We start from the raw sequence: 2,218 nt of genomic DNA on the forward strand, positions 1-2,218 counted from the left end.
TAGGGCGGCGGGGCTGACGGCACAGCCAAGAGGATAGCGCAACGGGGCGTCCTGTCTTGAGATGAGGGGTTCGCAACCTTCACTCAAAACAGGAGCATCCCCATGACCGACGAGGCAGTAAGCCCGTTGCGCCGGCGCATGATCGAAGACATGACGATCCGCAAATTTGCGCCCAAAACCCAACACGACTACGTGCAAAGGGTCAAGCACTTCGCTGCGTTTCTCGGGCGATCACCGGATACGGCGAGCTTCGAGGACGTGCGCCGCTACCAGCTTCATCTGACGGCGAGCGGCGTTGGTGTGCCGACCATCAATCAGACCGTCTCGACGCTGCGGTTCTTCTTCCGGGTCACGCTGAAGCGCCATCAGATCATCGAGCGTACCCACGTCGTTCACGAGCCGCGCAAGCTGCCGGTGGTGCTCAGTCCGGAGGAAGTGGCGCGGCTGCTCGATGCCGCCCCGGGGCTGAAGTACAAGGCGGCGCTGAGCGTGGCCTACGGTGCCGGCCTGCGCGCCACCGAGGTGGTCTCGCTCAAGATCGCCGACATCGACAGCCAGCGGATGATCATCCGCGTCGAGCAGGGCAAGGGCGGCAAGGACCGCAACGTCATGCCGTCGCCGAGCCTCCTTAATCTGCTGCGGACCTGGTGGAAGGCGGCGCGGCCGCAGGGCTGGCTGTTCCCGGGCCGCGATCCGGCCCAGCCGATGACCACGCGCCAGCTCAATCGCGCCTGTCACGCCGCCGCGCAGATGGCGGAGATCAACAAGCGCGTCTCGCTACACACCTTGCGGCACAGCTTCGCCACCCATCTGCTCGAGCAGAACATCGATGTCCGCGTCATCCAGGTGCTGCTCGGTCATGCCAAGCTCGACACCACCGCGCTCTATACCCGGGTCGCCACCAAGACGATCAGCGAGGTCATGAGCCCGCTCGAGCACCTCGCACTCAAGCTCCGGGAGATCCGGCCGCCCGGCTGACGCCAAGGCGCGCATGTCGCTCGGCGGCCATGTCGCGCGCTGCGCGGACTGCGCCTATACGACGACCGGCACTGCCCGAAGTGCCAGGGCGCCGCCGCGAGGGACTGGCTCGCCGACCGCGAGCCCGAGCTGTTGCCGGTGCCGTACTATCACGTGGTGTTCACGCTGCCTGCGGCCGTCGCCGACATCGCCTACCGGAACAAGGCCGTGGTGTACGATCTCCTGTTCAAGGTCTCGGCCGAGACCATGCTGACGATCGCCGCCGATCCGAAGCATCTGGGCGGGCGGATCGGCATCACCTCCGTGCTGCACACCTGGGGTTCGGCGCTGACCCATCATCCGCACGTGCACATGATCGTGCCGGGCGGCGGCATCTCGCTCGACGGCCAGCGCTGGGTATTCTGCCGGCCGGGGTTCTTCCTGCCGGTGCGCGTGCTCTCGCGCCTGTTCCGCCGACTGTTCCTGGAGAAGCTTGCCGCCGCCCACCAAGCAGGCCGCCTGAGCTTCTTCGGCGACAACATCCACCTGGCCGACACGGCATCCTTCGCGGCCCTCCTGGCGCCGCTGCGCAAGTGCGAGTGGGTCGTCTACGCAAAGCGCCCGTTCGGCGGGCCTGAGGCGGTGCTGGCCTATCTGTCGCGCTACACCCACCGCGTTGCCATCGCCAACCGCCGCCTGATCGCCTGCGACGATCAGCGCGTCACCTTCAAGTGGAAGGACTACCGGATCAAGGACCGCGATCGATGCAAGCGGATGACGCTCGCCACCGGCGAGTTCATCCGCCGTTTCCTCACCATGCTGCGGCGGTTACATGATCATCATCGAGGTGTTCGCGCGCGGCGCAACGCCACGGCATCGGCCGACAGCTCCAGCGCCCGTGATCAGGATCGACACCTCATGACCGTGGCACAATCCCGCCAATCAGCCCGTCGCGCTCGCCGGCTCTCGACCGGCCACGGTACAGCGCGGCCAGATAGCCGCCTGTCGCCGCAAATCGCTCGACAATTTACCGAGCTCGACGCCGCCCGCCGCGCATTCGTCAGCGGCTTCACCGTCCCGCAACTCGTTGGACCGGCTCGATCCCAATCACGAGATCACCCCCGGCGCTCAAATCCCCATAGCGCCTGCGGCACCGCTCTACGTTCCTTAAGCGCGGTTTCCTCCCTTGGAGGCTTTCGGACGCCGGCCGCCGAACACGCGGCGCGCTCCCTCAAGCGGCCGGCATCCCAAACCCTTCACA

1 protein-coding gene and 1 pseudogene are annotated in these 2,218 nt (G+C 66.4%); both read left to right on the forward strand.

The genetic code is table 11. The annotated features are described in order from the left end of the window. The first annotated feature begins 102 nt into the window (after positions 1–102). A complete protein-coding gene (locus tag HCN58_RS35175; RefSeq protein WP_171583850.1) occupies positions 103–978 on the forward strand; it encodes a tyrosine-type recombinase/integrase in 876 nt (291 codons plus the stop codon). Positions 979–994: 16 nt separating this feature from the next. Then, positions 995–1,879, forward strand: a pseudogene (locus HCN58_RS35180) (IS91 family transposase); the annotation flags it as partial. Between the last annotated feature and the right edge of the window lie 339 nt (positions 1,880–2,218).

This window comes from Bradyrhizobium australiense, from assembly GCF_013114825.1.
Lineage (GTDB): Bacteria > Pseudomonadota > Alphaproteobacteria > Rhizobiales > Xanthobacteraceae > Bradyrhizobium > Bradyrhizobium australiense.

Excerpts from the sequence above, each read along its gene's own strand:
- HCN58_RS35175 (WP_171583850.1), top strand. The coding sequence starts at position 103 with ATGACCGACGAGGCAGTAAGCCCGTTGCGCCGGCGCATGATCGAAGAC.